General features: G+C 58.3%; 7 protein-coding genes. 3 read left to right on the forward strand and 4 right to left on the reverse strand.

Annotated features, from left to right (window positions below; all coding sequences use genetic code 11):
* Positions 1-22: 22 nt before the first annotated feature.
* Entirely contained in the window at positions 23-427 is a 405-nt protein-coding gene (locus J4F42_16280; GenBank protein MCE2487073.1) for a VOC family protein, read from the reverse strand.
* Positions 428-575: 148 nt separating this feature from the next.
* On the opposite strand from J4F42_16280, the gene gloB reads away from it, so the two are divergent.
* Entirely contained in the window at positions 576-1,352 is a 777-nt protein-coding gene (gene gloB, locus J4F42_16285) for a hydroxyacylglutathione hydrolase (protein ID MCE2487074.1), read from the forward strand.
* A complete protein-coding gene (locus J4F42_16290; GenBank protein MCE2487075.1) occupies positions 1,353-1,880 on the forward strand; it encodes a tetratricopeptide repeat protein in 528 nt (175 codons plus the stop codon).
* Positions 1,881-2,345: 465 nt separating this feature from the next.
* On the opposite strand, the gene J4F42_16295 is transcribed toward J4F42_16290, so the two are convergent.
* Positions 2,346-2,621 (reverse strand): hypothetical protein, encoded by a 276-nt coding sequence (locus J4F42_16295; protein ID MCE2487076.1) that lies wholly within the window; start codon positions 2,619-2,621, stop codon positions 2,346-2,348.
* A 301-nt stretch (positions 2,622-2,922) separates the two neighbouring features.
* Between J4F42_16295 and J4F42_16300 the strand changes: the two genes are divergently transcribed.
* The gene (locus J4F42_16300; protein MCE2487077.1) at positions 2,923-3,951 is read left to right on the forward strand and encodes a DUF4268 domain-containing protein; all 1,029 of its coding nucleotides are present in this window, start codon (positions 2,923-2,925) and stop codon (positions 3,949-3,951) included.
* 1,018 nt (positions 3,952-4,969) lie between these two features.
* Here the strand turns inward: J4F42_16300 and J4F42_16305 are convergent.
* Entirely contained in the window at positions 4,970-5,263 is a 294-nt protein-coding gene (locus J4F42_16305) for a putative addiction module antidote protein (protein ID MCE2487078.1), read from the reverse strand.
* A 10-nt stretch (positions 5,264-5,273) separates the two neighbouring features.
* A complete protein-coding gene (locus J4F42_16310; GenBank protein ID MCE2487079.1) occupies positions 5,274-5,567 on the reverse strand; it encodes a type II toxin-antitoxin system RelE/ParE family toxin in 294 nt (97 codons plus the stop codon).
* Positions 5,568-6,023: the final 456 nt, after the last annotated feature.

Consider the following 6,023-nt stretch of genomic DNA (forward strand, 5'->3'; position numbering starts at 1 on the left):
ATGAGCTGGGGTGAAGGCGTTCTCAGTCTTCATAGTAGCGCGCCTCAATCTCGTTGCCCTCGGGATCGTGAAAATAGATCGAGGTGGCATTCCCCCGCGCCCCCCAGCGGGGCAGCGGGCCTTCAATCGGAACGTGCCGGGCCGCCACCCGGGCGCGCAGCCCCTGCCAGTCGGCCTTGTCCAGGGTCAGACAGAAATGGCCCAGGTTGGGCCGACCGCGGTCCTGAAGCTCGTCTGCCTGCCACATGGCTTTGGGGGCCAAATCGATGATTGTGCCGGCGTTCAGCCGGACCGAGGGAAACGGCACCTGGCCCTGCCGAAAGGCGTCCAGGCGCTCGGGCGCCAGCTCGACGACTTCGGTATAAAACCGCACCAGGGCTTCGACATCTTCCGCATTCAACACGATATGATCCAGAACACCTTGCATGGCCTGCCTCCAAGAACGGGGGGTGTGTCTGTCTTAGCCGAGGACGGGCCGGTCGCGCAACAGTCGCGCAACACTGGCTTGACCCCGCCGAGAGGCGTCCGATAGATTAGCCCCGTTCTCAAGCCCGCACCAGCACAAGGAGACTCCGATGAAAATTCTCACCATTCCCGTTTTGTCCGACAATTATGCTTATCTCATCATTGACGAAGCCACGAATGAGGCCGGCGTGGTAGACCCCTCGGAAGCCGGACCGGTGGCCGAGGCGGTCAAGCGCGAGGGGGTGCACTTCACCACCATCATCAACACCCACCACCACTGGGATCATGTCGGCGGCAACAAGGAGCTGGTCCAGGAATATCCCGACCTGCGGGTCTACGGCCACAAACGCGACGAGACCCGCACACCGTGCATCAGCCACATGGTGGACGAGGGCGACACGGTCAGCATCGGCAATCTGGAGGGCCAGTTTCTGTTCATCCCGTGCCACACCAGCGGGCATGTGGCCGCCTATTTTGCGGCCGAAAAAGTGGCCTTTACCGGCGACACGCTGTTCGTCGCCGGCTGCGGGCGGTTGTTTGAGGGCACGGCCGCAGACATGCACAACAACATGCTCAAGCTGAGTGCCCTGCCCGAGGACACCCGGATCTACCCCGGTCATGAGTACACGATCAAAAACCTGGAGTTTGCCCTGACCCTGGAGCCGAACAACGCCGCCGTCCAGGCCAAGCTGAGCTGGGCCCAGGAGACCCGGGCCAAGAATCAGCCGACCATTCCGTCAACCGTGGCCGAGGAAAAGACGATCAATCCGTTTATCCGGGTGGACAGTCAGGAGCTGCGGGCCACTATCAAAAAGCAGTTTCCCAGCCTGCGACTCGACGACGTGACCGTGCTGGAGCGCACCCGCTACCTCAAGGACAATTTCTGAATGGGCCAGCGTTGGACATGTGGTTCATCCTCTCAGCCTGATCCACAGGTCAGGCTGCATCACATTGTTTTGCTCCTGGCCGGGTGTCTGCTGCTGTCGGCGTGCAGCGCCTGGGACGGCATGTGGGACCTCGTCATTGACCGCAGCCTGATTGAGCAGCAGCAGGCCGAGATCGCCCAACTCAAGGCCGAAACCGACCAGATCAAGGCCGAGACCGAGGCGTTGAGGCAGCAGGCCCGGCAGGCCGAAAAGGAACGCGAGGACTGCAACACCGCGTTCTACACGTTTGAGGAGGCCCGCAAGGCTGCGGACGAAGACGCGGCCGTCGCCACATACCGGGAGGGCCTGACCCTGTGTCCGACCGACGACGTGGCCCACAACGAACTCGGCGAACTCTACCTGCGCCTGGGCCGCCGGGACGAGGCCATCCTCGCCTTTGAAGAAGCCGTGCGGCTCAACGCCAACTTTGTGCGCGCCCAGCGCAACCTGCAAGACGCCCAGCAGCTCATCCAGGAAGACGAGTTGTAAGACCGACGGGGACAGCGAGTTCCTCCTTACCGCCGCTCGGTTGGCCGTCTGCTTCGCTCAAAATTTTTGTGCGGGTTTTGGCGAACGGTCACTCTTTTCTCACAAAACCGGTTTCTCAAATCCGACTATCAAGTTTCGCAGTAAAAAAGTTATAAATTCATTGAAAAAGCTTCGGGCACCAGGCAGGGCCGGAGCACACGCCCAAGCTTAACGCTTTGCGCGTTATCAGACACAACGGACGGAACGGCCGAGACGCGGTGTCGGAAAATCAAGGGGTTACGGGCTGAGGCCGGTCAGGCGCGACTGAATGAATCGCGGGTGAAACGGCCGGCCGAAGATTGTTCGGTCTGGGTGATTTACGGCGTAGCGCGGAAGCGGTATGGAGGCGCAGCTAGAGCATTTTCACGCTATCTTGAGTCATGGCCGGCTGGGCGCCGTCATCAGGGGCTGCTTCGAACGGGCAACCTAGGCCTCTTCAGACGCATCGGAAATTGCTGAAAATGCTCTAATGACGATTTTCTGCACGAATGGGACGCCTTCCAGGTCTCGATTGCGGCCGCTGCGGCACTGTTGTTCGGTTGCGGAATACTTGAGGAAACGCCCGAACAAGCGGTGTGGCGTGCGGAAGCAGAGCGACAAGCCGCCTTGCCCATCGCCCAAGCATCGTGTGGCGAACTCGGCCGCCGCGTCAGCGAACTCGAAAGCGCAATTGACTACGAATTGCAGCGTCAGGCCAAACATGAAGGGTATCACCTGCCCCCAGGAGTGCCGGGCATGCCCCTGATCCCGCCGCCACGCAGCATGGCCGGCGAATACGCAACTCTCGGCACTATCATTGCGGAGATGGCCCGCCGATGCCCAGCATGACGCGAGGATAGACCGTCGTCCAGCGCTTACCGAGCCAGAGCCAGCGGAAGCACTTGGCCGCGTGCAGGCTTCCAGCTCGCCGACGGAAAACGGGATACTGGGCAGAGTCCGCTACACGGCTCCTGACATGGCCGATGCAGTGCGCGTCTGCTATGACAGAGCCTAGGATAAGCCTATGACAACCATGAGACCTTCCCTTTCTGTACTGAAACAGGTTGACCTGCGTACCATCTGGACGGACGAAGCAGACGAGTTCACTCCATGGCTTGCCAAGAAAGAAAACCTCAAGCTCCTGGGAGATACGATCGGACTTGATGAACTGGAGCTAGAGGCTCAAGAAAAGAATGTTGGGCCTTTTCGAGCAGACATTCTTTGCAAAAATACGGCAAACGACAGCTGGGTGCTCATCGAAAACCAGCTTGAGCGAACCGACCATAGACACCTGGGCCAGCTGTTGACATATGCCGCCGGTTTAAATGCCGTCACAATTGTTTGGATCGCTAAGCACTTCACCGAAGAACATCGGGCGGCGATGGACTGGCTCAATCATATTACTGGAGGTGATTTCAATTTCTTTGGCCTTGAAGTGGAACTCTGGCAGATTGGTGATTCGCCGGTCGCTCCAAAGTTTAACATTGCCTGTAAACCAAACGACTGGAGCAAGAGTGTCGCCCAAGGCGCAAAAGATGTACAAAGTGAAGCCTTAACCGAATCAAAGCAATTGCAGTTAGAATTTTGGACAGCCTTTCGAGAATATGTCAGAGAACGGCAAACATCGATCACACCAACAAAACCTCTGCCTCAGCACTGGATGAATATTGCGATTGGCAAGACTGGAACAAAGCTGGCAGCAATCGCTTCTCTGTGGGATTCTGTGTCTGAAAGCTATGACGCTCATGAACTGCGAGCCGAACTGGTCCTATTCGACACACATGCAAAGAGTTATTACGCCCAGTTAGAAAATGAGAAAGCTGCGATTGAGCAAGAGATTGGAGAACCGCTCACATGGCACAATCCACCCCAGAAGATAGTGCGCCGCATTTATGTGCGATTGACCGTTGACCTGAACAAGAGGCAAATGTGGCCGGAGCAACATGAATGGCTCCTTCTAAAGTTAGAAGCACTTCGGAGAGTCTTCGCTCCTCGTGTGAAGCGACTGGCCCCAGAGTCTTATGAGATGGAAGAAGCTGACGAGCCAGAGTGAACGATTCAATCCAGACATCCGACCGCCCCGACCGCAATCTGGCAGCGCGGCGGCGACTGGATAGACAACATCCGGTACGATCCCCCCGTCAGCAAAGGGGTTCTCCTGCTGCACCCAGACGCGCCGAAGCACCCACATCTCTCCTTCCACGTCCGCTCGCGCTATCACTTCCGCACGAAACGCCGGGTGAATAATCTTCGGCTTGGGCGGCCGTTAACCCGTGATTCGTTCAGATCGACCGCAAACCCCGCCAAATCAGGCCCGAATGGGCGATCTGCACGTCTGATAAATTGCCATTGTGTTAAGCTTGGCCGGGTGAGAGAGAGCGAGGCGACGTGGGCCGTTACGCATGGTGCACGGTGTTCCCCACGCTGGCTCACCCCTTGACATTCTCACCCTAAGCGGATCGGCTTAGGGGGTCAGAATAAAGCTCGCCTTTATACAGAGACCACAGCCCTGCCCATCCTGCCGTGCCATACCGAGAGTGAACCACTTTTATCGAGAACACCAAGAGGTTGCTGTCCTCCGCTTGACGAACGATGGGTGATCCGGCATAGCGCCGAAATTGGGGTGTCCCTTCTTTTTCTTCCAGTTTTTCCAGGTTGACTTCCTTCCACTCGGACGGCTGAGTATTAGGAAAAACGACCCGGTAGATATACGGGACTTCAATGAGGCATTGATGATGCGGCTCCCTGGAAAAGTTCACCTCTGACGCCACTCTCGGCGACAGGTTCGCCCGGGGCGGCAAATGAAAATCGAGATGTTCGACCGTGCCTTTCCGTAGCCGCCTCGTCCATTGCAGCTCCCTTCGATCTATCCTCGGATTTGGGGTAGGGTCACCGGGGATACTGGAGACCACGCCAAACCGTACCTCCACCTTGCCCACGAGCGGTCTGAAGGCACGGAAGAATCTCTGGACCCCCATTTAGCCGGCGACTTTCTTGAAGGCCCGTAACACGGCGTTCACTCGGGGCTGATAGCCAGCACCCTTCCGTGTCTCGGTGTGGCGGGCGCCGCGTCACGCCGCTTTGGAGGTAACGGTGAGACGGACACCGAGCGCCCCAAGCACCTTCATCACTGTGCCGATGCGTGGGTCGCGCTCGCCGGACAGCGCTTTGTACAGGCTGGGTCGGCCCAGGTGGCTTTTGTGGGCGACGGCGGTCATGCCCATGGCGCGCGCCACGGTGCCGACTGCCTTGACGAAAAATTCCGGGTCGTTTTCTTCGAGCGCGGCTTTCAGGTACTCGATACGAGCTTCATCGTCTTCAAGAAACTCGGCACTATCCCACGGGGTATACGTTTCTTTGCTCATGGTTCCTCACTTAGAGTTCGCGCTCCATCTGCTGGGCGCGGTGGATATCCTGCTGTTGGCTCGCTTTATCGCCGCCGCACAGCAGGATCACCAGGGTCTTGTCCCGGATTGTGTAATAGACCCGATAGCCCTGGGCCACGTTGATCCGCAGCTCGCTGACCCTCTGGCCCACGCTGCGGTGGTCGCCGAAATTGCCATCTGCAACCCGGTCAAGGCGCACGGCGAGCCGCGCCTGGGCCTGGCGGTTCCGCAGTGCCCTCATCCAGCGGCGGAAGGTCTCGCTCATGATGACCGTGTATGCCATCCTGGAAGTGTATCCAATCGGATACAGATTGCCAAGAGTATGAACGTGGTGGTCCAGAGCGGCTGTGCAGGATCAATAGAGGCGCTTGCTCCACAGACATAAACGCTGTTATGACCAATACCCTTCAGGGACTCAAGCAATAAGGCAAAGTCTTAGCCGAGCTGTTGCTGCGTGGTCCGTAGCCGTCAATACCCCAGCCGGACAAGGTAAAGCCCGGCGAGGAGGCTCCCCTATGCAGCGGACCAAGATCTTGAAGCTGAAAACGAACAACGCGGGCGGCGTGTCCCTCGCTCACCCAGCCATGAGGCCCGGCTACCATGAAAAGCCTGGGGCGTTTGTTGTGGCGATGGTTCCCTCGCACGGGCACCGGGGAAGTCACTAGAGTGGTTCACGATAGGTTGTAGCCATTGGAGCGGTCGTGTGATAGCAGCCGAGGGCGGAGGACCACAGGATGCC

Source organism: Desulfurellaceae bacterium, assembly GCA_021296095.1.
Lineage (GTDB): Bacteria > Desulfobacterota > Binatia > Bin18 > Bin18 > JAAXHF01.

Bases quoted from the DNA above. Each gene is read 5' to 3' on its own strand.
- J4F42_16280 (MCE2487073.1), bottom strand. From the start codon at position 427: ATGCAAGGTGTTCTGGATCATATCGTGTTGAATGCGGAAGATGTCGAA.
- gloB (MCE2487074.1), top strand. From the start codon at position 576: ATGAAAATTCTCACCATTCCCGTTTTGTCCGACAATTATGCTTATCTC.
- J4F42_16290 (MCE2487075.1), top strand. From the start codon at position 1,353: ATGGGCCAGCGTTGGACATGTGGTTCATCCTCTCAGCCTGATCCACAG.
- J4F42_16295 (MCE2487076.1), bottom strand. From the start codon at position 2,621: ATGTTTGGCCTGACGCTGCAATTCGTAGTCAATTGCGCTTTCGAGTTC.
- J4F42_16300 (MCE2487077.1), top strand. From the start codon at position 2,923: ATGACAACCATGAGACCTTCCCTTTCTGTACTGAAACAGGTTGACCTG.
- J4F42_16305 (MCE2487078.1), bottom strand. From the start codon at position 5,263: ATGAGCAAAGAAACGTATACCCCGTGGGATAGTGCCGAGTTTCTTGAA.
- J4F42_16310 (MCE2487079.1), bottom strand. From the start codon at position 5,567: ATGGCATACACGGTCATCATGAGCGAGACCTTCCGCCGCTGGATGAGG.